Origin of the sequence: Georgenia subflava (assembly GCF_009193155.1) — a bacterium.
Lineage (GTDB): Bacteria > Actinomycetota > Actinomycetes > Actinomycetales > Actinomycetaceae > Georgenia > Georgenia subflava.
In genome coordinates, this window is sequence record NZ_VUKD01000005.1 from 294644 (window position 1) to 319321 (window position 24678).

Here is a 24678-nt window from a genome sequence, read left to right on the forward strand (position 1 = left end):
ACGTCGTTCATCCGACGGTTGAGCCGGAGCCCGAACCAGAACCCACGGAGAAACCGACCGAGGAACCTACGGCAGAGCCAACCCAGGAGCCGACGGCCGAGCCAACCGCGGAGCCGACCGAGGAGCCCACGGCCGAACCGACCGAGGAACCCACCGACGAGCCCACGGCCGAGCCGACCGCGCAGCCCAGCGTGGATCCCACGGAGAACCTCACCGAGGAACCAGCGGACGAGGAAACAGACGCACCCACGGAGGCACCGACGCTCGAAGATCCGACGGTCGATACCGCCGATGCGCCCGTCGTGGAGCGGGCGACCGTCACGACCGCCGCACACAGGGTCGCGACCGTCGCCGAGACCGACGAGCCCTGGACGACGATCAATACAGGCATCCGTGAGACGCCGTTCACGCTGAGCGGCGCGGGGACGAAGGCGCTGCCGATCGCCCGTCCGCAGATCCTGGTGAGCGGCTCCGGGGCAACCGCCACCGTGCATCTGATCATCCGGGATGTCGACTTTGGCGGAACTGCCGCCCTGGCCTCGTTGCACGGGCTGCACTCAGGCGAGTGGGACGTCACGAGCCTCACCGTGGACTCCCTCGGCGAGTGGGAGCCGTCCTACGACCTCGACCTGTGGCGCGAGCACGGCCTTCTCGACGTCTTCGTCCAGAACGTCAAGCAGATCGACGGCGAGGGCCTGGCCGACTACCCCTCCCAGTTCGTCTACGTCATGCAGGTGGACCGCACCCTCGCCGGCTCGTGACGTTGTCCACAGTGGGAGCGGAGCATGCCGTCGCGGCTCGTGATTGGCTGGGCTCATGACCCACGTCAACGACCCCACCGTCACCCGACGCCTTCTCACCACGCCCGGCCGCTGGGCCGTGGTGGGCCTGTCCGAGAACCCCGCCCGCACCGCGTACAACATCGCCCGGTACGTCCAGCGCGACCTCGGGATGGAGATCGTCCCGGTGCACCCCAAGGCGGACACGGTCCACGGAGCCACCGGCTACGCGACGCTCGCCGAGGTCCCGGGGACGATCGACGTCGTCGACGTCTTCGTCCGCTCCGAGCTGGCCGGTGACGTCGTCGACCAGGCGATCGCGGTCGGTGCGAAGGCCGTGTGGCTCCAGCTCGGGGTGGTCGACGAGGCCGCCGCCGAGCGGGCCGCCGCCGCGGGCCTGGACGTGGTGATGGACACCTGCCCGGCGATCGAGGGGCCGCGGCTCGGGGTCGGCTGATCAGGCGGTTTTCGTGGCCGCCTGACCCGATGGCGACGGCGCCCGGCCCCGGCCGCGCCGCAGGGTCCGCTCGAGCCACCGCCGCGCGCGCGGGGAGACGCGCTTCTCCACCTGCCAGATGCCCCAGGCCATGACCAGGGCGAGCGTGATGGCGGCGCCGAGCACGACCCAGCGGTTCGCGTGCCCGGAGAGCTGGTCGATCAGCCACCAGCCCCAGAACTCGTGGATGAGGTACAGCGGGTAGGTCAGGGCGCCCAGCGGCATCAGCCACGCCCACGGCAGCCGCTGCAGCCGCGTCATCGTCAGGACGGCGACGAGCACGAAGCACCCCGCCGTCAGGACTCCCAGCACCACGGGGCTCGGCGTGAACACCGTGTTCGTGGTCACCGACTCCATCTGCCAGGGGATCGTGTTGCGCACCGCCAGCGCGACGTTCATCGCGACCAGCAGCCACGGCAGCCGGGCGTGCCCCTCGCGGTACATCAGGTACAGCAGCATCCCGCCGGCGAAGAAGGGGGCGTACTGCTCGATCAGCATCACCCGCATGACCTCGGGCAGCGCGAGCTCCCGCGCCAGCTGGGCGACGACCGGCCAGACCGCGCAGAACCACAGCAGCCGCTTCCGCGTGATCCCCACGGCGACGAAGATCACCATGAGGGCGTAGAACCGCAGCTCGGTCCACAGCGTCCAGTAGACGCCGTCGACGTGCCGGACGTCGAAGGCCTCCTGCAGCATCGTGAGGTTCACCAGGGCCTCGCCGACGCTGATGTCCTTGCCGGCCGGCCAGATCCACAGCAGCAGCACCGAGGTGGCGATCACGGCGATCCAGTACGACGGGTAGAGCCGGGCCAGCCGGGAGGCGACGACGTGCGGGACGTCGCGCCCCCAGGCGGTCATAAGGATCGCGAAGCCGGAGACGACGAAGAACAGCTCGGGCGCGAGCACGCCGTAGATGACGACCGGGCCGATCTCCGGGAAGACGACGCCGGGCTCGTCACCCCAGACCTGCGACCACCGGGCGGCGTAGTGGTAGACCACGACGGCGAGGGCGGCGACGAAGCGGAGCCCGTCGATCGCGTACAGGCGGGGAGGGCTGCTCGCCGGGACCGACAGGTCGGTGCCGACCCGTGCTGGTGCCTGCGTCTCGGGGCGCAGAGTCGTGGCCATGGTTGTTCACGCTAGGTCGGGCCCGACGGGGCCGCACTTCGAATGTCACGATTCGGTCACGATGTGACCCACCGCACATCAGTCCCGACTCGCGCGCCGCGCCTCCCACGCGCTGCGCACCATCTGGTCGACCGTGTGGCGCATGGCCCAGTCCAGGTCCTGCGCTGCCAGGCCGCCGGACGCCACGATCCGGTCGGGATCGCCCGGCCGCCGCGCGCGCACCTCGGGCTGGAAGTCGATACCGGTCCCCCGGACCATCGCGTCCATGATCTCGCGCACCGACAGCCCCGTGCCGCTGCCGAGGTTGTACACCGGCGCCAGCGGCTCGCCGGCCGCCAGCCGCCGGGCGGCGGCGACGTGGGAGACGGCCAGGTCGCTCACGTGGACGTAGTCGCGCACGCACGTGCCGTCCGGGGTGTCGTAGTCGTCGCCGTTGATGGTCGGCGTGCGTCCCTCGACCAGCGCCGAGATGACGAGCGGGAAGAGGTTGTGCGGGCTCGTGTCGCACAGCTCGGGCGTGCCGGAGCCGACGACGTTGAAGTACCGCAGGGCGGTGTACTGAAGGCCGGCGGCACGCTGCATGTCCCGGAGCAGCCACTCCCCGACGAGCTTCGACTCGCCGTAGGGCGACTCGGGGGCCACCGGGCTGTCCTCGGTGACGAGGTCGGTGCGCGGCGTGCCGTAGACCGCCGCGCTCGAGCTGAAGACGAGCTTGTCGACGTCGTTCGCCGCCATGGCGCGCAGGAGGCTGACGGTGGCGGTGACGTTCTGCTCGTACGTGTGCAGCGGGCGGCTGACGGACACGCCGGCGTACTTGAACCCGGCGACGTGGACGACGCCGGTGACCCCGTGCTCACGGATCGTCCCCTCGACGAGGCCGGTGTCGAGCAGGTCGCCGTGGACGAAGGGGACGGCCCCGGGGACGAACTCCCGGTGGCCGCTCGACAGGTCGTCGATCACGACGACGTCCAGGCCGACGTCTTCGAAGGCGCGGACGACGTGCGAGCCGATGTACCCGGCGCCTCCGGTGACGAGCCATGTCATGTGGGAAGTCCTCTCGTCCGCGTAGCTCCGGCGCGCAAGTCTTCCAGCAGCTCGGGCCGGTCCTCCAGTGCCGTGACCAGGCACGCGAGCCCGAATGCCAGCGGGACGGAGGTGCTCCCCGCGAGGCGGGCGTCGCCGTCGACGAGGGCCTTGACGGCATCGCGGCGCGCCGCGTCGTCACCGTCGACCGATCCGGGCACGGCGCTCAGCGACAGCGGCAGCGTCTCCACCCGGGTCGTCCAGAGCTTCTCGTCCGAGGTCCGTGCCGGGCGGGCCACGACCTCGGCCGACGACAGGTCGAGCGCCGTCAGGCAGACGAACTCCGGCTTCGCGCCACGGTCCAGCCAGCGGCCGAAGCCGAGGACCGTGCTGGCCACGATGGAGGCGGGCCTGATGCCGCACTCCTCCACGAGCTCGCGCTCGGCGCCCTTGGTCACCACCTCCTGCAGCGTCGTCGAGACATCGGCGACCACGTCGCGTGGTTCCAGCGAACCGGATCCCGACGGCGCCCAGAGCTCTGCGCTCGCCGACGACCGGCGCGACTGCAGGACGATCAGGAGGTGGTCGTCCGAGGTGATCGCGAGAGTCGAGACGCCCACGACGTTCGCCAGCTCGCTCTGGTCGAGCGGCCGCACGCCGCCGTGGGAGTCGAGCAGGAACTCCTCGCGGAATCGCCACGGCTTGTCCCAGCGGTCGATCGCCCACGCGGTCAGCTCGTTGGAGCACAGCGCGTCGAAGAAGCTCGCGGGCCGGAGGAAGACGTCGCCGTCGTCGCGGAGCAGGTCGGCGTCGATGTCGGTCTCGAGCCGCACGCACGGCCCGTTGAAGGGCAGTCGGCTCGAGGTGGACCGGCGCAGCACGTACGGGGCGGCCTGCCGCAGGTCGCCCTCGAGCCGATACGGCTCCGCGCGCCAGACCACCTTCTGCACCGCGTGCCGCAGGTGCCGGTTGACGTCGTCGTCCGTCGCGACGACGCCGCGGTCGAGGACCATGGCGACCGGAAGTCCCGGGACCGGCGGCAGGTCGCTCCGCTCGAAGGCGGGTTCGCGACGGCGGAACTCCCAGCCGGACCACCGGCGGACGAGGTGCCGCGTGTCGGACACGAGGAGCAGGAGCCCGAGCACCACGCCGATCCCGGTGACCACCGCGCTCCCGAGGACCGACCAGCCGGGGATCAGGGGCAGCAGGCCGACGAGCGTGATGAACGCGGCCGCGACGTACGTGACTTCCGAGGTGATCACGAAGCGAAGGACGTCTCGGACGCTTCGCAGTCGTGTCAGCATTCGCGCTCTCGGGCCATGGCCACACCGTAGCCGCCCGAGCCGCCGTCGGTGGCAGCCGTGCGGATCCCGGTGCGCGCAGCCGTGCCGTCCCGGCGTGCTCAGACAGCCGGTCCTGGACGCACGCCGGCCGAGGTCAGGTCCGGGCGCGCAGGACCGGGATCAGACCGCCCGCCACGACCATCTCCACCTGCCGCGCCGAGAGGCGGTGTCGCACCGGGTAGTCTTCGTCCCGGGTGACGTTGTGCACGGTCAGCTCGGGGCCGGCGGCGAGCGCGGTGGTGAGCCCCTCGACGGCGAGGACGTCGTCGGTCTCGACCCGGTCGTAGTCCGCGGGGTCGACCAGCTCGAGCGCGAGGATCCCGAAGTTGGCGAGGTTCTGCCAGTGGATGCGGGCGAAGGACTTCGCGACCACCGCGCGCAGCCCGAGGTACCGCGGGGCGATGGCCGCGTGCTCCCGGGAGGAGCCCTGCCCGTAGTTGTCGCCCGCCAGGACGAGGTGCGGGCCGCTCTGCGCCCGGGCTCGGGCGGTGTAGTCGGGGTCGATCTGGTCGAAGACGAACTCGGCGAGCGCGGGGATGTTGGAGCGGAACGGCAGCGCGCGGGCCCCGGCCGGGCTGATCTCGTCGGTGGAGACGTCGTCGCCGACCTTGATGAGCACCGGGCCCTCGAGCCTCTCGGGCAGCGGGTCGAACTCGGGCAGGGCCGTGATGTTCGGTCCCTTGACCAGCTCGACGTCGGCCGCCTCCGCGGCGTCGAGGGGCGGCTCGAGCATGGCGGTGTTGACGCTCGCCCGCTCCGGCAGGTCCAGCACCGGGTAGGTGACGTCCTCGGTGGCCGCCCACTCGCGCGGGTCGGTGATGACGCCGGCCAGGGCGGAGGCGGCGGCGGTCTCCGGGGAGCACAGCCACACCGAGTCCTCGCGGGCGCCGGAGCGGCCCGGGAAGTTGCGCGGCATGGTCCGCAGCGAGTTCGACCCGCTGGCCGGGGCCTGCCCCATGCCGATGCAGCCCATGCAGCCGGACTGGTGGATGCGCGCGCCGGCCGAGATGAGGTCGAAGGTGGCGCCCATCTTCGTCAGGTCCTGCAGGAGCTCGCGGGAGGTCGGGTTGACGTCGAAGCTGACCCCGGAGTGGGTCTGCCGGTCCTTGACCATGGCGGCGGCGACGGCGAAGTCGCGCAGGCCGGGGTTGGCCGAGGAGCCGATGACGACCTGGCCGATCGGTTCGCCCACGACCTCGCGCACCGGCACGACGTTCCCCGGTGAGCTCGGCCGGGCGATGAGCGGCTCGAGGGTCGAGAGGTCGATCTCCTCGTCGACGTCGTAGGTGGTCCCGGCGTCTGCGACGATCTCGGTGAAGGCGTCCTCGCGGTCCTGCGCGCGCAGGAAGGCGCGGACGGCGTCGTCGGCCGGGAAGACCGTGGTGGTGGCGCCGAGCTCGGCGCCCATGTTGGCGATGACGTGGCGGTCCATCGCCGTCAGTCCGGCCAGCCCCGGCCCGTGGTACTCGATGATGCGGCCCCGTCCGCCGCTGACGCCGTGGCGGCGCAGCATCTCCAGGATGACGTCCTTCGCACTGACCCAGTGCGGCAGCTCACCGGTCAGGCGCACGCCCCAGATCTCCGGCATCACCAGGTGCAGCGGCTGCCCCGCGATCGCCATCGCCACCTCGAGGCCGCCCACGCCGATGGCGAGCATGCCGAGCGACCCGGCCGCGGGGGTGTGCGAGTCCGAGCCGACCATCGTGGTGCCCGGGACCCCGAACCGCTGCATGTGCGTGGGGTGCGAGACGCCGTTGCCGGCCTTGGAGTACCAGATCCCCCACCGGCGGCAGGCCGAGCGCAGGAAGCGGTGGTCGTCGGCGTTCTTCTCGTCCGTCTGCAGGAGGTTGTGGTCGACGTACTGCACGGACAGCTGGGTGCGGGCGCGGTCGAGCTCCATCGCCTCGAGCTCGAGCATGACCAGGGTGCCGGTGGCGTCCTGGGTGAGCGTCTGGTCGATGCGCAGCCCGATCTCCGCGCCGGGGACCATCTCCCCCGAGACGAGGTGGGATTGGATGAGCTTGTGCGCGACGCCGGGCATGACCGCCTCCATCGGCTAGGGGTCCCCTCGACCCTACCCACGACGACGGCGCAGGTCGCGGCGTGCGCCCGATCCGGTACCTGGCGCGGCCGTGGGACCCGGGGCCGGTCAGCCGGCCGGCCCGGTCGCGTCCCTCGCGTCCGTCGCGGCCGACCCGGTCACGCGCCGAAGCCGACCTTGCCGCCGCGCTGCGACCGGAGCCGGGCGCCCTTCTCCTGGGCGGCCTGGCGCAGCCCCTCCTGGAACGTGACCATCTGCTCGCGCACCCGGGCGGCGCCGTCGTCCGTGCCGGCCGCGAGGATGCGGGCGGCCAGCAGGCCGGCGTTGCGGGCGCCGCCGATGGAGACCGTGGCCACCGGGACGCCGGCCGGCATCTGCACGATGGAGAGCAGGGAGTCCATGCCGTCGAGGTGCTGCAGCGGCACGGGCACCCCGATCACGGGCAGCGGCGTGACGGCGGCGAGCATGCCGGGCAGGTGGGCCGCTCCCCCGGCCCCGGCGACGATGACCCGCAGGCCGCGCTCGGCGGCGGTGCGCCCGTAGTCGATCATCTCGGCGGGCATGCGGTGGGCGGAGACGACGTCGACGTCGGTCTCGATGCCGAAGTCGGCGAGGACGTCGGCGGCGTCCTTCATCACCGGCCAGTCGGAGTCCGACCCCATGACGATCCCGACCGCTGCACCCATCACTGCCTCCTCGAACCCACGACAGGCGCCGGAGCCGGTGCCTCGCGTCAGTCTGGCACCGCAGACGTGACGCGAGCCGCCCGGTTCACCGAGAGCGCACGACGTCGTCCCCGCGGAGCAGGGCCACGGCACCGCGCGCGACCCGGCGGGCCTCGTCGAGGTCGGGCCCGGTGACGGTGACGTGCCCGAGCTTGCGCCCCGGGCGCACCTCCTTGCCGTACAGGTGCACCTTGGCCTGCGGGTAGCGGGCCATCAGCTCGGGGTAGGCGTCGCGCGGGTCGGCCAGGGCCGAGCCCAGCAGGTTGACCATGACGCTGTGCTCGGCCGTCGCGGCGGTCTCCCCCAGCGGCAGGTCCAGGACGGCGCGCAGGTGCTGCTCGAACTGGCTGGTGACGGAGCCGTCGATGGTCCAGTGGCCGGAGTTGTGCGGGCGCATGGCGAGCTCGTTGACGACGAGGCGCGAGCTGCCGTCGTCGTGGTGCACCTCGAACATCTCGACGGCGAGCACGCCGGTGACGCCGAGGCCGGTGGCGATGCGCTCGCCGATCTCCTTGGCCCGGGCCGCGGTCTCCGCCGAGAGGCCGGGCGCGGGCGCGACCGCCTCCGCGCACACGCCGTTCTCCTGGACGGTGCGCACGACCGGCCACATGCGCACCTCGCCGGCGCCGTCCGGGCCGCCGGATGGCCGCCGGGCCACGAGCACCGCGAGCTCCTGGGTGAAGGGCACCTTCTCCTCGGCCAGCAACGCCTCTCCGGGTGCGAGCCGCGTCAGCCAGTCGGCGGCCTCTGCGGCGGAACCCACCACGCGGACCCCCTTGCCGTCGTACCCGCCGCGGGCGGTCTTGACGACCACCGGCCAGCCAGTGGCGTCGCCGAACGCCGCCAGCTCGTCCTCGGTGGCGACGGCGGCCCAGGCCGGGCAGGGCACGCCGACCTCGGTGAGGCGGGTGCGCATGACGATCTTGTCCTGCGCGTGGACCAGGGCGTCCGGCCCCGGCCGCACGGGCACGCCCTCGGCCTCCAGGGCGCGCAGCAGGTCGCCCGGGACGTGCTCGTGCTCGAAGGTGAGCACGGCGGCGCCGTCGACGAGCGCGCGGACCGCGTCGGCGTCGGCCGCGGCGCCGACCGGGGCGTCCGGCACCACCTGGGCCGTGGCCACGGTGGGCGACTCGACGAGCACGCGCAGCTGCACGCCTAGCGCGATCGCCTGCTGCTGCATCATCCGGGCCAGCTGGCCCCCGCCCACGACTGCCACCACCGGTGCATCCACGGTGGTCGAGCGTAGCCGCCGTGAGCCTGTGCCGGTCACCACGTCTCGCGTCCGGAAGGGTCCGCCGTACCGGGGCGCCGTTACGCTGGGCGGGTGACCACGTCCCGCACCCAGGAGGCCGCCCCGCGCGGCATTCCTGGCGACGGCGCTGGGACGGCGGGAGCTCCGGTCGCCGGCGGTGCCGCCGGGGCCGCGGCCGCCACGGCTGCCACGGCCTCGACGGTCGTCGACGTCCCCGGTGCCGCGTCGACGCGGCTCGGCCGGACGGCGCAGCGGCTCCTGCGCGGGCAGTCGGTGCTGGCGTGGCTGCTGGAGCTGGTCAAGTTCTGCGCGGTGGGCGGCACCGCGTTCGTCGTCGACGTCGGCCTGTTCAACCTGCTGCGCTTCGGCCCGGGCGAGCTGCTCGGCGACAAGCCGCTGACGGCCAAGGTGATCTCGGTAGCCGTGTCGGTCGTCGTCGCCTGGCTGGGCAACCGGCACTGGACCTTCGCGGGCACCCGACGCTCCTCCGCGCGGCGGGAGCTGCTCATGTTCGTGCTGGTCAACCTCGGTGGGATGGCGATCGCCGTGTCCTGCCTCGCGGTGAGCCACTACGTGCTCGGCCTCACCTCACCGGTGGCGGACAACATCGCCGCCAACGGCGTCGGGCTCGTGCTCGGGACCGCCTTCCGGTACCTGTGCTACCGCTACCTGGTCTTCACCGGGCCCGCGCGGCACTGAGCACCGGTCCTACCGACGGCTCCGCCCGGCGCGTCACGATCTCCGACTGGTCACCGATATCGGCGCCCGATAGCTCAACCAGCCCCTCCGGGCGAGGACTGGGGGCGGCGCCGGCAGTCCCGAGCAGCAACCCCGCGGCGCCCGAAGGCTCTCGTAGCTGTCAGGGCCGACGCCTCTCGTCGCCGTCAGCGCCGACGACGTCGGCGCCCCACCGAGACCAGCGCCCCCTGCGGGAGCACCACGTCCGGGTCGAGCGAGGCCGGTAGCGCGTTGAGGAAGATCGTGAAGACCGGGGGGCGGCGCTGGCTCAGCTCGAGCCGACCGCCGTCGGCCGCGATCAGGTCGCGGGCGAGCGCCAGCCCCAGGCCCGTACCCGAGCCGCCGGACACGTGCTTGGTGAAGATCTCGGGGGCGAGCTCGTCGTCGACGCCCTCGCCCTCGTCGGAGACGTCGATGAATACCCCGTTGCCGGTGCCGGACTCCCGCGTGATCACCTTGGTGGTGCCGGCGCCGTACTTCAGGGCGTTCTCCAGCAGGGTCGCGAGCACCTGCGCGAGCGACCCGGGCGAGGCGAGGACCGCGATGCCGGCGGCGTCGTCGAGGATGAGCTCGCGCTTCGCCTTCCGGTAGCTCTTCGCCCACTCCTCCTCCTGCTGGGCGAACACCTCGCCCAGGTGGAGGGCCTCGGTGGTGCCGCCCCGCGAGGAGCGGGAGGTGCGCAGCAGGTCCTCGACCACGCCGGTGAGCCGCTCGACCTGCTCGAGCGAGACCCGGGCCTCCTCGCGGACCTCCTCCTTCTCGGCGACCGTGAGGATCTCCTCGAGCCGCATCGACAGCGCCGTGAGCGGCGTGCGCAGCTGGTGGGAGGCGTCGGCGGCGAACTGCCGCTCGGCGGCCAGGCGTCCGGCCATCCGGTCGGAGGTCCGCACCAGCTCGGCGGCGACGAGGTCGATCTCCTCCACCCCGGAGGGCTTCAGCCGCGGGCGCACCTGCCCGGAACCGATCTGCTCGGCGGAGGCGGCGAGGTAGATCAGCGGTGCCGAGAGCTTGCGGGCCTGGCGCCGCGCCACCATGACACCGACGAGGAGCGCGGCGATCGCCCCGGCGATCACGAAGGCCACCACCTGGATGGCCTTCCACCGCACCTCGGCGGCGTCGACGTCCATCTGGATGGTCCCCCCGGACGGCGTCAGCTGGGAGGAGCGCACCACCCGGTCGGTGAAGACGGGCCCGGCCCGGAACTCCTCGCCGCCCGGGGCGCGCACCAGGATGGCCGCCTCCAGGTTGGTGCTGCCGCCCACCCACGGCTCGAGCATCGCGTTGTCGAGGTCCAGGCCGTCGGCGATGCGACGCTCGACGGAACGGCCGAGGTGGGAGGCGCGCACGTCCAGAGAGGACTGCTCGCCCTCCCAGACGAAGATCGCGCCGAACACGGCCATCGGCACCCCGAGGATGAGCACCGCCACCGTCACGGCGGTGACGATCATCTGGATGGCGCGACGGCGCACGGCGGACTAGCTCCCGGAGGTCTCGAAGCGGAAGCCCATCCCGCGCACCGTGGTGATGTACCTCGGGTCGTTGGCGTCGTCACCGAGCTTGCGCCGCAGCCAGGACACGTGCATGTCCAGCGTCTTGGTCGAGCCGGTCGGGTCGGTCCCCCAGACCTCGCGCATGAGGGTCTCGCGGCCGACGACGGAGCCCGCGTCGCGCACGAGGACGCGCAGCAGCTCGAACTCCTTGGCCGTCAGGTGCATCTCCCGGCTGCCCCGGAAGGCCCGGTGCGCGGCGACGTCCACCCGGACGTCCTGCGCGACGAGCTCGTCCTCCTCGGTGATGTCGCCGCCGGCGCGCCGCAGCAGCGCCCGCACGCGCGCCAGGAGCTCGGCCAGCCGGAACGGCTTGGTCACGTAGTCGTCCGCGCCGGCGTCCAGGCCAACCACCAGGTCGACCTCGTCGGCCCGGGCGGTGAGCACGAGGATCGGCAGCGTGAGGCCCTGGTTGCGGATGTGGCGGGCGACGTCGAGGCCGTCCATGTCCGGCAGTCCGAGGTCCAGGACCACCAGGTCCACCCCGTTGGCGAGGTCGTCGATCGCGGCCTGTCCGGTCCCGTGCGGACGGACGTCGTAGCCCTCCCGACCGAGGGCGCGGGCCAGCGGTTCGGCGATGGCCGGGTCGTCCTCTACGAGCAGCACGTTAGTCACGTCGTCATCGTAGGGCAGAATCCCAAGAACGGGTCAAATGATCTTCACCGTCGGACGACTGTGCAGGTCACGCGCTTGCCGACGGTGTCGTCGGCGTCGCTGCCGCAGCGGGTCGGAGCGGTGGACGGCGTCGTCGTCGGGCGGGCGGGCCCCTGCCGTCGCGGTCCGGGCAGTGCGGGTCAGACGGGCCGACGACGCAGCTCGATGGGGGCCACCTGCCCCAGTCCCTGCAGCTCGGCGACCTCGCGGCGCACCATCGTGTAGCGGCTGGCGGCGGGGCCGGCGGCCATCGCGTCCGCCGTCGCCTGGTCCATGAGGATGGCGCCTGGCGGGGCGACGTCGACCAGGCGGGAGGCGAGGTTGACGGTCGGGCCGAAGACGTCGCCGTTGCGGGAGATCACGCCGCCCCACACGAGCGAGGCGCGCACCGGGAGCATGTCCTTCTTGGCCTGCAGCTCGGCGACGAGCTCCGCGGCGACGTCGGCGGCTGTGGTGACGTCGTCGGCGATGTACAGCACGGCGTCGCCGATGGTCTTCACGACCCGGGCGCCGTGGCTGGTGATGACGTCGCGCGAGGTGTACTCGAAGGTCTGGACCAGCTCGGCGAGCGCGTGGGTGCCGAGCTCGGTGGAACGCCGGGTGTAGGCGACCATGTCCACGAAGCCCAGCGCCCGCCGCAGCGGCATGTGGAAGGGGTCGGTGTCCGGCCGGCGGCTGTCCGCGACCTCGGCCTCGGTGCGGACCATGAGCGCGGCGAGCTGGCGCCGCCAGGAGTAGTTGAGCTGCGACTGGAGCACGTCGACGATCCCGGGGAGCTTGTCGAGGACGACCAGGCGGGCGGAGACGTCGTCGAGCTCCAGGCTGCGGGCGGCGCCGTCGACGAGCGTCTCGGTCTGCCAGAGCACGAGCCGGTCGGTGGTGTGGGACTGGGCCCGCAGCAGCGAGATCGCCGTGGTGGTGTCGATGCGCCCGTCGTCGAGCAGCGCGCCCATCACGCGCAGCGCGTTGATGTCGATGTCGCCGAACATCGCCACGTGGTCCTGGACGTTAGGGAACCCCATGGCCTTCCAGAACGTGCGGGCGAAGTCGACGCTGACGCCGGCCTGCTCGGCCATCTCGACGATCGTGTAGCGCAGCGAGCCGCCGAGGAGCTGCTCGAGGTAGTCCTGGACGGTCGAGGAGACGTGGGGCGGGCTCGAGGTCTCGCCGATGTCGTCCGCGCGCGGACCGTCGGGCAGCTCACCGTCGGAGGGCCTCGAGGGTGCCCCGTCCGTGTCTGCGCTCACACCCCGAGCGTATCGTCCGGTCAGCCGGGCACCCGCACGTGGAGGACGTCGCCGGCGGCGACGGTCACCGTGGCGCCCTCCGTGGTGGTCACGAGCAGGTGCCCGTCGGGCCCGAGATCGTCGGCCCGTCCCTGGATGATCTCGCCGCCAGGTAGCTCGACGCTGACCTGCCGGCCGAGGGTCGTGGAGGCCGCGCGGACGTCGTCGGCGAGCCCGGAGCTCTCGGCGTCGCCGTCGGCCTCCTCCCAGCGCCGCAGCACCGCCGCGAGCTCCCGGCCGAGCGCGTCCAGGGCGTCGGAGGGTGCGGCCGCGGAGCCGAGGATGCGCAGCGACGTCGCCCACGGCACGGGGAGCTGCGCACGGTCCTGGGCCACGTTCAGGCCCACGCCCAGCACGACGGCGGCACCTGGCCGGCCGGGTGGTGGTGCGGGGGGCAGGGCCTCGGTCAGGATCCCGGCGAGCTTGCGGTCCCGGCCCCAACCGTCGAGCTCCTCGCCGACGCCCAGGGCAAGGAGGTCGTTGGGCCACTTGAGCCCGGTCGGGACACCGGGGGCAAGCGTGGCGCAGGCGCGGTGCAGGGCCAGCCCGGCGAGCAGGGTCACCCACGGCAGCCGCGCGGGCGGGACGCGCGGGCGAAGGAGCACCGACGCGGTGAGCGCCGTGCCCGCCGGCGTGACCCAGGCCCGTCCAGCCCGGCCTTTCCCAGCCTCCTGCGAGCGCGCGACCAGCACCGAGAGGTGCGGCCAGGCGCCGGGGTCGGCGGCGGCAGCCGCGCGCAGGTCCGTGTTCGTCGAGCCGGTGCGCTCGACGCGCTCCACCCGCGCGAAGGGGCTGGAGGGTGCGGCATCGTCCATGGCACCAGCCAACCACTCCCGGGCCGTGGCAGGACTTCGGCGTCGCGCCGGAACCGCCGCACCAGGCGGTGTCAGCGGGCGCCCACGACCTCGGGCCGCCCGGCCAGCAGGTCGGCCACGTCGATGCCGTGCTCGGCGAGCGCCGGGAGCAGCACCTTCTCCTCCTTCTCCATGCGCAGCGCGAAGAGGAGGAGCAGCGAGCGGGCCGCCAGTGCGGCGGCGAGATCGGACGGCGCGTTCTCCAGGGTCTCGACCAGTCGCAGGATCGCACGGTGGTCGAGCTCGAGAGAGGCGACCAGCGGCTGCAGTCCGGCACCCCGGGCGAGGTTGTACAGGACGAGCTGCTCGGTGCGCAGGTGGGCGATCACCTCGGCCCGGAGGTAGTCCAGCAGGGCGGCGCGCGCCGGGCCGGCGTCCTCACCGCGCGCGACCGCGTCGATGAGGGCGTACGTGGCCTCGGTCAGCTCGGCCCAGAGCTCGGCGTGGTGCTCCTCGGCGGCCCGGACGGCGGGCTCGGCGGCGGTGGAACTCATCGTTCTCTCCCTCGGATCAGTTTGCACGAGTCGTACTTGTATTAACCGCCTTGGCGGCGAAGAATGCAAGGGTCGTAAGGAGATGAGATGACCTACGTGATCGGCGCTCCGTGCATCGATGTCATGGACCGCGCCTGCGTTGACGAATGCCCGGTCGACTGCATCTACGAGGGCGAGCGCACGCTGTACATCCATCCGGACGAGTGCGTGGACTGTGGAGCGTGCGAGCCGGTCTGTCCCGTCGAGGCGATCACCTACGAGGACGATCTGCCCGACGGCCAGGAGGCCTTCCTGGCAGACAACGCGCGCTTCTTCGACCAGCCGCTGCCCGGACGGGCGACGGCGCTCGGCTCCCCGGGCGGCGCAGCCAAGCTCGGCGCGATCGGCGCCGACACCGAGCTGGTCGCCACGCATCCCCGAACCTGACCTTCGGCTGCGAGCCCACCCGCTCCCCTGGTCTCGGTCGGGTTGCGTGTGTCGCTTGCACGCCTGTCGCACGTGCGCCCGCCCCGAGTGCGTCCGTCGGTCCCGCTGCGTTCGTGCAGCGGTACGTCAACTCCGCGACGCGTCCCGGTGCCGCAGCTCCGCGATGCATCCCTGCGGCGTCGCGAACGGAACAAGCCGCTCGACGAGCAGGGGTGCGTCGGTGCGCTCCAGCAGCCCGCGCATCAGGCCAAGGTGGACGGTGCAGACGACGTCGCGGTGCGCCTCGGCGACCTCGAGGAACGGGCAGTGCTGCTGCAGGACCTCGATCCGCTCCCCCACCGTGCGGGTGCCCGGGTCGAAGCCGACCTCCTCGAGCGCGTCGACCAGCAGGGTCAGCGCCGCCTCGGAGTCGGTGATACCGCCCGCATCCGGCCCGGCGAGCGACTGCCCCCACGCCCGTCCGGCCTGCTCGGTGAGCGCGCCGGACGGACCCAGATCGGCGACGAGCGCGGCCAGCACCTCGGCCAGGGAGCGGAAGTCGCGGGCGGCGTCGCGCGAGCTCGGCCGGGCGACGGCGGTGAAGCGGAGCGCGGGACGCCCCGGCACGCCGCTCGGCGCGGTGGCGCGCTCGACCAGACCGTCGGAGACAAGGCGTCCGAGGTGGAACCGCACGGAGTTCACGTGGAGCCCGACGAGACCGGCGATCTCGCGCGCTGCCAGTCCGTCCGGGGCACCGCGGAGGGCACGCAGCACCTGACTGCGTGAGCGCGGCCCGCGCGAGTCCCGGTCCTGCGTCGCCATGGGCCCCATCGTGCCACCGGGGCCTGGGCGGACGGACGGCGCGGCGGAACTGTGACGCGCCACGGCACAGCCGCGGCACGGCGGCGCGGCGGCAGGCAACACGGCGGCTCCTGGAACATCCGTACGGTCATTCCCTTACGGATGTTCCAGGAGCGAATGGTCGGAAACCGATCCGCACCGGCGACCTGCGCCTCTCCGCGCGTTTTGTGGGACTCCGACAACCGAGCCGGGCCGGACACGCACGCTCCCCGCAGCGAGACGTGGGGAACCGACAACTACGCTGGCGGGCGTGACCGACCCGACCACCGCCAGCGCCCCGCCCTCCGAACAGCCGTCCGTGGCGTCCTCGCCGCTGCCGACCCCGGCGCCCACCTCCACCACCGCGGAGAAGCTCGCCGACTTGGCCGACCGCCACGAGCGCGGGATCGCCGGACCGGCCGCCGTCGCCGAGGAGAAGCAGCACAAGCGCGGGAAGAAGTCCGCCCGCGAGCGCCTGGAGGCGCTGCTCGACCCGGGCTCGTTCACCGAGCTCGACGCGTTCGCCACGCACCACTCGACCAACTTCGGGCTCGAGAAGAAGCGGATCGCGGGCGACGGCGTCGTCACCGGCTACGGCACCGTGGACGGACGCCAGGTGTGCGTGTACTCCCAGGACTTCACCGTCTTCGGCGGGTCCCTCGGTGAGATGCACGGCCAGAAGATCACCAAGGTGATGGACATGGCGCTGCGCACCGGGGTGCCGCTGATCGGCATCTCCGACGGCGGCGGCGCACGGATCCAGGAGGGCGTGGCCGCGCTGACGCAGTTCGCCGAGATCTTCCGCCGCAACGTCGCCGCGTCCGGCGTCATCCCGCAGATCTCGCTCATCCTCGGGCCCAGCGCCGGCGGCGCGGTCTACTCCCCCGCCCTCACCGACTTCATCGTCATGGCCGAGGGCACCTCCAACATGTTCATCACCGGCCCGGACGTCATCAAGGCGGTCACCGGCGAGGAGGTCGGGTTCGAGGAGCTCGGCGGCGCGGCCACGCACAACCAGCGCTCCGGCGTCGCGCACTACCAGGCCGCCGACGAGGACGACGCGATCGACTACGTCCGTGCCCTGCTGAGCTACCTGCCGTCCAACAACCTCTCCGATCCGCCGAGCTGGCCGGTCTCCGAGGCGGAGGCGGCCGCCGGCCTGGAGGTCTCGGAGGACGACCGGTCGCTCGACACGCTCGTCCCGGACTCCGACAACCAGCCCTACGACATGCGCACCGTCGTCGAGCAGGTCCTCGACGACGGCGAGATGCTCGAGGTCCAGCCCGGGTACGCGCCGAACATGATCACCGCGTTCGGGCACGTGGAGGGCCGCCCCGTCGGTGTGGTCGCGAACCAGCCGCTGCAGATGGCCGGAACCCTGGACATCGGCGCCTCGGAGAAGGCCGCCCGCTTCGTGCGCACCTGCGACGCCTTCAACCTCCCCGTGCTGACCTTCGTGGACGTGCCCGGGTTCCTGCCCGGCACCGACCAGGAGTGGAACGGCATCATCCGCCGCGGCGCCAAGCTCATCTACGCCTACGCCGAGGCGACGGTGCCGCTCGTCACGCTCATCACGCGCAAGGCCTACGGCGGCGCGTACATCGTCATGGGCTCGAAGAAGCTCGGCGCGGACGTCAACCTCGCCTGGCCCACCGCGCAGATCGCCGTCATGGGCTCCGGCGGGGCGGTCAACATCCTCCAGCGCGGGGCGCTGAAGCAGGTGGCCGAGTCCGGCGGCGACGTCGAGGCCGAGCGCGCGCGTCTCGTGGCCGAGTACGAGGAGGCTCTCGTCAACCCCTGGGAGGCGGCCGAGCGCGGCTACGTCGACGCCGTCATCGCCCCGGCCGAGACGCGGGTGCAGATCGTCAAGGCCCTGCGTGCGCTGCGGACCAAGCGGGCGACGCTGCCCGCGAAGAAGCACGGGAACATCCCGCTGTGACCACGGCCGATCTCCCGCAGACTTCCGCCGGCTCGCCGGCGGAGTGGTCGGCCGACGGCGAGGACGACGCCGTCACCGAGGCGCTCGGCCGGCTACGGCCCGAGGACCTGGCGGACGCCGGGCCGGCGCTGATGACGTCACCGGCCGTGCGGGTGCTGCACGGCCGGCCCGACGAGGTCGAGCTCGCCGCCCTGGTGGCCGGGATCGTCGCGGCCCGCACGCGCAGCGACGAGCTCGGCGGCCTGCCCGACGCCGCCGCGGAGAGCGTGCGCGGCTGCTGGACCGACCGCGGGCGGCCGCTGGGCGCCCCGGCGGCCGCCGGGGCGGGAACCTGGCGCTGGTCGATGCATCCCTGAGTCGCGCATCGAGAAGCTGCCCCCGTCTCCCACGACGCCGGAGATCGCGCCAGGATGGCAGGCCCCAACGGCGTCGGGTCTACGCTCGAGACGTGTCTGAGCCCACCCGCACCGCCACCCCGACCGACGCGATCGCCGACGCCTACGTCCATCGCAGCGTCGCCCTCGACCCGATCGCCGCGACCGGCCTTGGCCTGCCGGGGCACGACCACCGGCTGCCCGACCTCTCCCCCGCCGGGATCGAGGAGCGCACCATGCTCGAGCGCGCCACCCTGGCCGAGCTGGCGACTATCGAGCCGGCCGACGACGTCGACCGGGTGACGCACGCCGCCATGCGCGAGCGCCTCGGCCTGGCGGTCGAGCTGGCCGAGGCCGGCGAGCTGACCCGCGACCTCAACGTCATCGCCTCCCCGGTCCAGGCGGTCCGCGAGGTCTTCGACCTCATGCCGACGGCGACGGCGCAGGACTGGCAGACGATCGCCCAGCGGCTCCAGGCGATCCCGGCCGCGCTCGAGGGCTACCAGGAGTCGCTGCGCGCGGCCCAGGCCGACGGCGGCGTCGCCGCGCTGCGCCAGGTCGAGGCCTGCCTGAAGCAGGCGGACGCGCTGGCCGACGCCGACACCTCCTTCTTCACCACCTTCGTCGACGGCGCGAGGCCCGACGGCGAGGCCCCCACGACGGCGCTGGCCGAGTCGCTGCGGGCCGGTGCCGCGGACGCGCGGCAGGCCTACGCGGACCTCGCCCGGATGCTCGGCGAGGAGCTCGCGCCGGACGCGCCGCGCGAGGACGCCGTCGGCCGCGAGCGCTACGCCCTGTGGTCGCGGTACTTCCTCGGGGCGGAGGTGGACCTGGACGAGACCTACGAGTGGGGCCTGGCCGAGCTCGCCCGGATCGTGGCCGAGCAGCAGGAGGTCGCCGACGAGCTCTACGGCGCCGGGACGGACATCACCGAGGCGATGGCCCGCCTGGACCGCGACCCCGACCGGCTGCTCGACGGCACCGACGCCCTGAAGGCCTGGATGCAGGTCACCTCGGACGAGGCGCTCGCGGCCCTGACCGACACCCAGTTCGACATCCCCGGGCCGGTGCGCCGCCTGGAGTGCCTCATCGCCCCCACCCACGAGGGCGGCATCTACTACACCGGCCCCAGCGCGGACTTCTCCCGCCCGGGCCGCATGTGGTGGTCCGTGCCCGAGGGGGTCACCGAGTTCGCCACCTGGCGCGAGCGCACCACCGTCTACCACGAGGGCGTGCCCGGTCATCACCTGCAGATCGGCCAGACCACGTACCGGGCGGAGCTGCTCAACCTCTGGCGCCGGATGGCGTCCTGGGTCAGCGGCCACGGCGAGGGCTGGGCCCTGTACGCGGAGCGGCTCATGGCCGATCTCGGCTTCCTCGACGACCCGGGCGACCGCATGGGCATGCTCGACGGGCAGCGGCTGCGCGCCGCCCGGGTGGTGCTCGACATCGGCGTGCACCTGGGCAAGCCCGCACCGGAGCAGTGGGGCGGTGGCACGTGGGACGCAGCCAAGGCGTGGGACTTCCTGCGGGCCAACGCGAACATGGCCGAGGGCTTCCTCGCCTTCGAGCTCGACAGGTACCTCGGCTGGCCGGGGCAGGCGCCGAGCTACAAGATCGGCCAGCGGCTCTGGGAGGAGGCCCGCGACACCGCCCGCGCCGGTGCCGAGGCCCGCGGCGAGGAGTTCGACCTCAAGGTCTTCCACCGCCGCGCCCTGGACGTCGGCTCGGTGGGCCTGGACGTGCTGCGCGAGGCGCTCGCCTGAGCGCCGACCGTAGGCTGCCCCGGTGACGACCCTGCTGCTCGCCTCGGCCTCCCCCGCCCGCCTCGCAACCCTCCGCTCGGCCGGGATCGAGCCGCAGGTGCAGGTCTCCTCCGTCGACGAGCCGGCGCTGCTCGACCAGGCGGCCGCCGCGGCGGCCGCGGCCGGCACCGGGCCGGTCCCGGCGGCCGAGCAGGTGCTGCTCCTGGCACGCGCGAAGGCGCGCGACGTCCGGGCGACCGCTCGGACCGCGGCCGACCTGGTGCTCGGCTGCGACTCGATGCTCGAGCTCGACGACGGCACCGGCCCGACCGTCGTCGGCAAGCCGGCGGACGCCGCGGAGGCGGCGGCCCGGTGGCGGGCGATGCGCGGGCGCACCGGCGTGCTGCACACCGGCCACTGGCTGATCGGGACCGGCACGGACGAGGTGGGCGCGACGTCGTCCACGGTGGTGCATTTCGCCGACCTCACCGATGCCGAGATCGACGCCTACGTGGCGACCGGCGAGCCGCTGCACGTCGCGGGTGCCTTCACGGTCGACGGGCTGGGCGGCCCGTTCGTGACCGGCATCGAGGGCGACCATCACGGCGTGGTCGGGCTGAGCCTGCCGCTCCTGCGCGACCTCCTCGGCCAGGTCGGTGTGACGGTGCCCGAGCTGTGGAGCACGACCGCGCTCACAGCCGGGCGATGACGGCGTCGAGCATCTCCTCGGTCAGCTTGCCGGTGAAGGTGTTCTGCTGGCTGACGTGGTAGCTGCCCAGCAGCCGGACCGGCCGCCCCTCCGGGGTGCGGAGCTCGGTCTCCACGCCGTGCCCGAAGCGGGGCTTGGGTCGGGGTACGGTCCAGCCGAGGCGGCGGGCCGCGGCCAGCGCCGCGTCCCAGCCGATGGACCCGAGGGCGAGCATCGAGCGCAGGCCGGGCGCGACGAAGGTGATCTCGCGGTCCAGCCACTGCCCGCAGGTGCGACGCTCGTCCGGCGTCGGCCGGTTCGCCGGCGGCGCGCAGCGCACGGCGGAGACGATCCGGATCCCGGTCAGCGTGAGCCCGTCGCCGGCGGCCCAGCTCTCGGGCTGGCTCGCATACCCCGCGCGGTGCAGGGCGGCGTAGATCCAGTCGCCGCTGCGGTCGCCGGTGAAGAGCCGGCCCGTCCGGTTCGTGCCGTTCGCCGCCGGCGCCAGCCCGACGACCAGCACCTGGGGCCGGGCGTCACCGAAGCCCGGGCCCGGCCGGCCCCAGTAGGGCTGGTCCGCGAAGGAGGCGCGCCGGCCGGTGGTGGCGACCGACTCGCGCCAGGCGACCAGGCGCGGGCAGGCGCGGCACACCGACACGTGGGCGTCCAGGTCGGCCACGTCCCGGACGGCGCCGGCGAGCTCGGCGACCTGCTCCGCCGTCGTGGCCGCTGCCGTGGTCGGCCCCGCCGGGTCGCCCGGCCAGCCCGTCCCCGGCGGCACCGGCGAGCCGAAGAGCCGGCCGGTCACGGGGTGCGGCAGGGGCACGACGTCTGGCGAGGGGGGCACAACCATCAGGCCATCCTGCCGTCGGCCGACGCGGCCGGCACGATTTGTACGGCTGCTACAACAAGGGCCATCATGTTCCCCGTCACCCGGCCGAGGGTTGTGGACATCCCACAATGCACCCGAGTCACGCTTGACGGGTTGAACAGACTTGCCCGGCCCCGGCAGGTCGGGCTGGGAGCCGCCCGGTCCCCACGGCTAACGTGGGTCGGTCAGCCCGCCGACCCGGCCACCGGTCGGCCCTGACGACCCAGCCGCCGGTCCCATCGACCCACCACCAAGGAGCGTTCATGACGAGCACCTCGAGCCGGCCGGCACAGCGACGCCGGCTGAAGAAGGTGCTCATCGCGAACCGCGGCGAGATCGCCGTGCGTGTGACGCGCGCGTGCCGCGACGCCGGCATCGCCACCGTGGGCGTCTACGCCGACCCGGACCGCGACGCCCTGCACGTCAAGCTCAGCGACGAGGCGTTCGCGCTCGGCGGCATGCGCGCCGCCGAGACGTACCTCGACGCCGCGAAGATCCTCGACGTCGCCCGCCGCTCCGGCGCGGACGCCGTCCACCCCGGGTACGGGTTCCTCTCCGAGAACGCCGACTTCGCGCGCGCCGTCATCGACGCCGGCCTCGTGTGGGTCGGCCCGCCGCCGGAGGCCATCGAGGCCCTGGGCGACAAGGTCACCGCCCGGCACATCGCCCAGCAGGTCGGTGCCCCGCTCGTGCCCGGCACCGCCGACCCGGTCGCCGACGCGGACGAGGTCCTCGCCTTCGCCGACGCCCACGGCCTGCCGATCGCCATCAAGGCCGCCTACGGCGGCGGCGGTCGCGGCCTGAAGGTCGCGCGCACCCGCGAGGAGATCCCCGAGCTCTTCGACTCCGCCGTCCGCGAGGCCGTCGCCGCGTTCGGGCGGGGCGAGTGCTTCGTGGAGCGCTTCCTCGACCGGCCCCGGCACGTCGAGACGCAGTGCCTGGCCGACGCCGAGGGGAACGTCGTCGTCGTCTCCACCCGTGACTGCTCGCTGCAGCGCCGCCACCAGAAGCTCGTCGAGGAGGCCCCGGCGCCGTTCCTGACCGAGGCGCAGGAGGCCCAGCTCGTGGAGGCCTCCAAGGCGATCCTGCGCACCGCCGGGTACGTCGGCGCCGGCACCTGCGAGTTCCTCGTCGGGGTGGACGGCACCATCTCCTTCCTCGAGGTCAACACCCGGCTGCAGGTCGAGCACCCCGTGACCGAGGAGGTCAGCGGGATCGACCTCGTGCGCGAGCAGCTGCGCGTGGCCGCCGGCGAGACGCTCGGCTACGACGCCGTCGCCACCCGCGGCCACTCGATCGAGCTGCGGATCAACGGGGAGGACCCGGCGTCGGGGTTCATGCCGGCGCCCGGCACGATCTCCTCCCTTACCTGGCCCTCCGGGCCGGGCGTGCGCGTGGACACCGGCGTGGTCGGCGGGGACTCGGTCTCCGGGGCCTTCGACTCCATGCTGGCCAAGATCATCGTCACCGGAGCCACCCGCACCCAGGCGATCGAGCGGGCGCGGCGCGCGCTGCGCGAGACCGAGATCATCGGTCTCCCCACGGTCCTGCCGTTCCACCGCTCGGTGCTCACCGAGGACGACTTCGTCGCGGCGGGCGGCGCCGAGGACTTCCGGGTGCACACCACCTGGATCGAGTCCGACTACGCCGAGCGCCTGCGCGCCCTCCCCTCGACCCGGCAGGACGCCCCGGTGCCGGCACCGGCCGCCGAGGAGTCCGCGGAGGCGACCGAGCGGGTCGTCGTCGAGGTCGGCGGCAAGCGGCTCGAGGTCGTCATCCCGGCCGGGCTGGGCATCTCCGGCGGGCTGCGCGGGGCGACCCGCCGGCCGGTGCGCCGGACCGCGGCCGCTCGCGCCGGGAGCGCGGCCGGCGCCAACGGCGCGTCGCTCACCTCGCCGATGCAGGGCACGATCGTCAAGGTGGCGGTGGCCGACGGCGAGATTGTGGCCGCAGGCGACCTCGTCGTCGTCCTGGAGGCGATGAAGATGGAGCAGCCGCTCGTCGCCCACCGTGCCGGCCGGGTGCAGGGCATGGCCGCCGCCGTCGGCCAGAACGTGGCGACCGGCGCGGTCATCTGCCAGATCGATCCCGCGGACGACCAGGGCTGAGCAACACTCCCGGGCCCGGCACCGGCGTGGGACGACCCCGTACCCCGCACTGGTTGTGGGGGCGACCGCGCCGCCACGTCCCTGCTGTTAGGTGCGACCACGAGACCCGGCACCGGCGTGGGGGCGAGACCCGGCACTGGTGTGGGGCGACCGCGAGACCCGGGTCTGCCAGGCTGAGCGGGTGACCTCCCCCGCCGGCCGCCCACCGGACGCCCGCGTGCACCGCCAGCCGGGCGACGGCTGGGTCGAGTGCGCGTGCGGGAGCAGGCACTGGGGCCTGAACGGCGCGGCCGGGCTGCTGCTGTGGCGCATCGCCGAGGACGGGCCCGAGCTCGTCCTGCAGCACCGCGCGCTGTGGTCCCACCACGGCGGCACCTGGGGACTGCCCGGCGGGGCGCTCAGCGACGGCGAGACGCCGGTGGCGGGCGCCGTCCGCGAGGCGGTCGAGGAAGCGGGCCTGGACGCGACGTCGCTGCGCGTGCACGCCGCCCGTGCCCTGGTGCACCCCGACTGGTCGTACACCACGGTTGTGGCCGAGGCGGTCGGGCCGCTGGACCCGCACGTGTCGGACCCGGAGAGCCTCGAGATCGCCTGGGTCCCGCTCGACGACCTGGCGGACCACGAGCTGCTGCCGGCGTTCGGCGACGCGCTGCCCGAGCTGCGCACCATGCTGCGCCGGCTGGTGCTCGTGGTCGACGCCGCGAACGTGGTCGGCTCACGCCCGGACGGGTGGTGGGCCGACCGGCACGGTGCGACCGAGCGGCTGCGCGACCACCTCGCGGGCGCAGGTCCGGCGGGGATCGACGCCGCCGCCGTCGGTCTGCCCGGACAGACCTGGTTCCCGCGGGTGGTGCTCGTGACCGAGGGCGCGGCCCGCGGGGTGGCCCCCGTGGACGGCGTCGAGGTCGTGGCCGCCCCGGGCAGCGGGGACGACGCGGTCGTCGACACCGTCGCGCGGCTGGCCGCCGACGGCGTGAACGAGGTCGTCGTCGCCACCGCCGACCGCGAGCTGCGCCGGCGCGTGGAGGCGCTCGGCGCGCGCACCGTCGGCCCGCGTCTCGTGCGTCACTGACCCCCGACACCAGCTCCGTCGCCGCCCGCACCCGCCGCGCGCCGTCACTCGCCGCGCGCCCACACGCGACGCCTTCCCCTCGCCCGTCGGCCCCTTCTCGCCGAACGACACCTTCCGCACCGTTTTCACGCCACCGACACCGCCGCAGCGTGATGGCATGAAGGAGCGGGGCCTCCGCTCCTCGGGAGTCCCTCCAGAGGTAGATCCTGGAGGTGGCTTCACTCTCAACGACGATGGAGGCCCCTGATGGAAGGGTACGCAAGTAGTCAGCAGTTC

23 protein-coding genes are annotated in these 24678 nt (G+C 73.4%); 9 read left to right on the forward strand and 14 right to left on the reverse strand.

Features of this window, described 5'->3' with window-relative positions:
* Nucleotides 1-7 precede the first annotated feature (7 nt).
* The gene (locus GD748_RS20300; RefSeq protein ID WP_405002701.1) at nt 8-502 is read right to left on the reverse strand and encodes a glycine zipper domain-containing protein; all 495 of its coding nucleotides are present in this window, start codon (nt 500-502) and stop codon (nt 8-10) included.
* A gap of 314 nt (nt 503-816) precedes the next feature.
* Here GD748_RS20300 and GD748_RS17205 point away from each other — a divergent pair, with 314 nt between their 5' ends.
* Nucleotides 817-1236, forward strand: a complete 420-nt coding sequence (locus GD748_RS17205; RefSeq protein ID WP_152196447.1) for a CoA-binding protein — start codon at nt 817-819, stop codon at nt 1234-1236.
* On the opposite strand, the gene GD748_RS17210 is transcribed toward GD748_RS17205, so the two are convergent.
* The 6 genes from GD748_RS17210 to GD748_RS17235 form a co-directional block, all read right to left on the reverse strand.
* Nucleotides 1237-2403, reverse strand: coding sequence for an acyltransferase family protein (locus GD748_RS17210; RefSeq protein ID WP_152196448.1), 1167 nt, complete (start codon nt 2401-2403; stop codon nt 1237-1239).
* A gap of 78 nt (nt 2404-2481) precedes the next feature.
* On the reverse strand, nt 2482-3447 hold the full coding sequence (gene galE / locus GD748_RS17215) for a UDP-glucose 4-epimerase GalE (protein WP_152196449.1): 966 nt from the start codon (nt 3445-3447) through the stop codon (nt 2482-2484).
* Entirely contained in the window at nt 3444-4688 is a 1245-nt protein-coding gene (locus GD748_RS17220) for a hypothetical protein (RefSeq protein WP_152196450.1), read from the reverse strand. The genes galE and GD748_RS17220 overlap by 4 nt, the downstream gene beginning before the upstream one ends.
* A gap of 175 nt (nt 4689-4863) precedes the next feature.
* Nucleotides 4864-6810 carry an aconitate hydratase gene (locus GD748_RS17225; protein ID WP_226921532.1) on the reverse strand — a complete coding sequence of 649 codons (1947 nt, stop codon included), beginning with the start codon at nt 6808-6810 and terminating at the stop codon, nt 4864-4866.
* 158 nt (nt 6811-6968) lie between these two features.
* Nucleotides 6969-7496: a 5-(carboxyamino)imidazole ribonucleotide mutase gene (gene purE / locus GD748_RS17230; RefSeq protein WP_152196452.1), complete on the reverse strand. Its 528-nt coding sequence runs from the start codon at nt 7494-7496 to the stop codon at nt 6969-6971.
* An 85-nt stretch (nt 7497-7581) separates the two neighbouring features.
* Nucleotides 7582-8805 carry a 5-(carboxyamino)imidazole ribonucleotide synthase gene (locus tag GD748_RS17235; protein WP_264372487.1) on the reverse strand — a complete coding sequence of 408 codons (1224 nt, stop codon included), beginning with the start codon at nt 8803-8805 and terminating at the stop codon, nt 7582-7584.
* Nucleotides 8806-8859: 54 nt separating this feature from the next.
* Between GD748_RS17235 and GD748_RS17240 the strand changes: the two genes are divergently transcribed.
* Nucleotides 8860-9486: a GtrA family protein gene (locus GD748_RS17240; RefSeq protein ID WP_226921534.1), complete on the forward strand. Its 627-nt coding sequence runs from the start codon at nt 8860-8862 to the stop codon at nt 9484-9486.
* 185 nt (nt 9487-9671) lie between these two features.
* Here GD748_RS17240 and GD748_RS17245 read toward each other — a convergent pair whose 3' ends face one another.
* The 5 genes from GD748_RS17245 to GD748_RS17265 form a co-directional block, all read right to left on the reverse strand.
* Nucleotides 9672-10994 carry a sensor histidine kinase gene (locus GD748_RS17245; RefSeq protein WP_152196454.1) on the reverse strand — a complete coding sequence of 441 codons (1323 nt, stop codon included), beginning with the start codon at nt 10992-10994 and terminating at the stop codon, nt 9672-9674.
* 6 nt (nt 10995-11000) lie between these two features.
* Nucleotides 11001-11687, reverse strand: a complete 687-nt coding sequence (locus GD748_RS17250; protein ID WP_152196455.1) for a response regulator transcription factor — start codon at nt 11685-11687, stop codon at nt 11001-11003.
* Nucleotides 11688-11866: 179 nt separating this feature from the next.
* On the reverse strand, nt 11867-12973 hold the full coding sequence (locus GD748_RS17255) for an adenylate/guanylate cyclase domain-containing protein (protein WP_226921536.1): 1107 nt from the start codon (nt 12971-12973) through the stop codon (nt 11867-11869).
* A gap of 20 nt (nt 12974-12993) precedes the next feature.
* Nucleotides 12994-13827 carry a biotin--[acetyl-CoA-carboxylase] ligase gene (locus GD748_RS17260; protein WP_152196456.1) on the reverse strand — a complete coding sequence of 278 codons (834 nt, stop codon included), beginning with the start codon at nt 13825-13827 and terminating at the stop codon, nt 12994-12996.
* Between the two features lie 71 nt (nt 13828-13898).
* Complete coding sequence (locus tag GD748_RS17265; RefSeq protein WP_193313002.1) at nt 13899-14360, reverse strand: hemerythrin domain-containing protein; 462 nt, start codon at nt 14358-14360, stop codon at nt 13899-13901.
* 87 nt (nt 14361-14447) lie between these two features.
* On the opposite strand from GD748_RS17265, the gene fdxA reads away from it, so the two are divergent.
* Nucleotides 14448-14786 carry a ferredoxin gene (gene fdxA / locus GD748_RS17270; protein WP_152196458.1) on the forward strand — a complete coding sequence of 113 codons (339 nt, stop codon included), beginning with the start codon at nt 14448-14450 and terminating at the stop codon, nt 14784-14786.
* 126 nt (nt 14787-14912) lie between these two features.
* On the opposite strand, the gene GD748_RS17275 is transcribed toward fdxA, so the two are convergent.
* Complete coding sequence (locus GD748_RS17275) at nt 14913-15587, reverse strand: helix-turn-helix transcriptional regulator (protein WP_193313003.1); 675 nt, start codon at nt 15585-15587, stop codon at nt 14913-14915.
* Between the two features lie 337 nt (nt 15588-15924).
* On the opposite strand from GD748_RS17275, the gene GD748_RS17280 reads away from it, so the two are divergent.
* From GD748_RS17280 to GD748_RS17295, 4 genes are all read left to right on the forward strand, one after another.
* On the forward strand, nt 15925-17544 hold the full coding sequence (locus tag GD748_RS17280; protein ID WP_405002702.1) for an acyl-CoA carboxylase subunit beta: 1620 nt from the start codon (nt 15925-15927) through the stop codon (nt 17542-17544).
* Nucleotides 17541-17900, forward strand: coding sequence for an acyl-CoA carboxylase subunit epsilon (locus tag GD748_RS17285; protein WP_152196460.1), 360 nt, complete (start codon nt 17541-17543; stop codon nt 17898-17900). Before GD748_RS17280 ends, GD748_RS17285 begins: the two co-directional genes overlap by 4 nt.
* 92 nt (nt 17901-17992) lie before the next feature.
* A complete protein-coding gene (locus GD748_RS17290; protein ID WP_152196461.1) occupies nt 17993-19684 on the forward strand; it encodes a DUF885 domain-containing protein in 1692 nt (563 codons plus the stop codon).
* 22 nt (nt 19685-19706) lie between these two features.
* Nucleotides 19707-20372, forward strand: a complete 666-nt coding sequence (locus tag GD748_RS17295) for a Maf family protein (RefSeq protein ID WP_152196462.1) — start codon at nt 19707-19709, stop codon at nt 20370-20372.
* On the opposite strand, the gene GD748_RS17300 is transcribed toward GD748_RS17295, so the two are convergent.
* The gene (locus tag GD748_RS17300) at nt 20356-21204 is read right to left on the reverse strand and encodes a uracil-DNA glycosylase (protein ID WP_152196463.1); all 849 of its coding nucleotides are present in this window, start codon (nt 21202-21204) and stop codon (nt 20356-20358) included. The genes GD748_RS17295 and GD748_RS17300 overlap by 17 nt on opposite strands.
* 281 nt (nt 21205-21485) lie before the next feature.
* On the opposite strand from GD748_RS17300, the gene GD748_RS17305 reads away from it, so the two are divergent.
* Nucleotides 21486-23330 (forward strand): ATP-binding protein, encoded by a 1845-nt coding sequence (locus GD748_RS17305; protein ID WP_152196464.1) that lies wholly within the window; start codon nt 21486-21488, stop codon nt 23328-23330.
* A gap of 181 nt (nt 23331-23511) precedes the next feature.
* On the forward strand, nt 23512-24402 hold the full coding sequence (locus tag GD748_RS17310; protein ID WP_226921537.1) for an NUDIX hydrolase: 891 nt from the start codon (nt 23512-23514) through the stop codon (nt 24400-24402).
* Nucleotides 24403-24678 lie beyond the last annotated feature (276 nt).

Excerpts from the sequence above, each read along its gene's own strand:
- GD748_RS17205 (WP_152196447.1), top strand. The coding sequence starts at position 817 with ATGACCCACGTCAACGACCCCACCGTCACCCGACGCCTTCTCACCACG.
- fdxA (WP_152196458.1), top strand. The coding sequence starts at position 14,448 with ATGACCTACGTGATCGGCGCTCCGTGCATCGATGTCATGGACCGCGCC.
- purE (WP_152196452.1), bottom strand. The coding sequence starts at position 7,496 with ATGGGTGCAGCGGTCGGGATCGTCATGGGGTCGGACTCCGACTGGCCG.
- GD748_RS17265 (WP_193313002.1), bottom strand. The coding sequence starts at position 14,360 with ATGAGTTCCACCGCCGCCGAGCCCGCCGTCCGGGCCGCCGAGGAGCAC.
- GD748_RS20300 (WP_405002701.1), bottom strand. The coding sequence starts at position 502 with ATGATCAGATGCACGGTGGCGGTTGCCCCGGAGCCGCTCACCAGGATC.
- galE (WP_152196449.1), bottom strand. The coding sequence starts at position 3,447 with ATGACATGGCTCGTCACCGGAGGCGCCGGGTACATCGGCTCGCACGTC.
- GD748_RS17275 (WP_193313003.1), bottom strand. The coding sequence starts at position 15,587 with ATGGCGACGCAGGACCGGGACTCGCGCGGGCCGCGCTCACGCAGTCAG.
- GD748_RS17260 (WP_152196456.1), bottom strand. The coding sequence starts at position 13,827 with ATGGACGATGCCGCACCCTCCAGCCCCTTCGCGCGGGTGGAGCGCGTC.
- GD748_RS17300 (WP_152196463.1), bottom strand. The coding sequence starts at position 21,204 with ATGGTTGTGCCCCCCTCGCCAGACGTCGTGCCCCTGCCGCACCCCGTG.
- GD748_RS17225 (WP_226921532.1), bottom strand. The coding sequence starts at position 6,810 with ATGCCCGGCGTCGCGCACAAGCTCATCCAATCCCACCTCGTCTCGGGG.
- GD748_RS17305 (WP_152196464.1), top strand. The coding sequence starts at position 21,486 with ATGACGAGCACCTCGAGCCGGCCGGCACAGCGACGCCGGCTGAAGAAG.
- GD748_RS17210 (WP_152196448.1), bottom strand. The coding sequence starts at position 2,403 with ATGGCCACGACTCTGCGCCCCGAGACGCAGGCACCAGCACGGGTCGGC.